Raw genomic sequence first — 481 nt, forward strand, 5'->3', positions numbered from 1 at the left:
TAATCCATGGGTCGTGGGTTCGAGCCCCACACAACCCATCTGTTAGGAACGTTGATATGTAGGCATTTATTAGGTGTCTGTATATCAGCGTTTTTTGTTTTCGCTTAAAAATGCTGATTTTGGCGGAAAAAGTGGCAGAAGAGATAGAAAATGTTACAGAAATATTATATAAAGAGTCAGCTAATTAACGATAAAAGAGAAACATGTTTTTTTATATAAATACCTCTTTAAAAGTAAGCGGATACAAAAATATGTTAAATAACAAAAAAAAGGAAATGACATTTAGTCACTTCCTAATCTACTTCTACGCAAGAAAGGTTTTGTAAGGGAAGGGGAAAACAAAACTTGCGTATCCGTATTAGCCGAATAAATTAAATAAATTAACTGGCTCTTCGTCAAATGATGTGGATGAGTAAAATTAAGTGAATTTAGGCAGCAGAAACCGAATGGCTTTTGCTGCTTTTTTGTTTGTCTTTAAAGC

This window comes from Vagococcus fluvialis (genome assembly GCF_003337315.1).
GTDB classification, from domain to species: domain Bacteria; phylum Bacillota; class Bacilli; order Lactobacillales; family Vagococcaceae; genus Vagococcus; species Vagococcus fluvialis.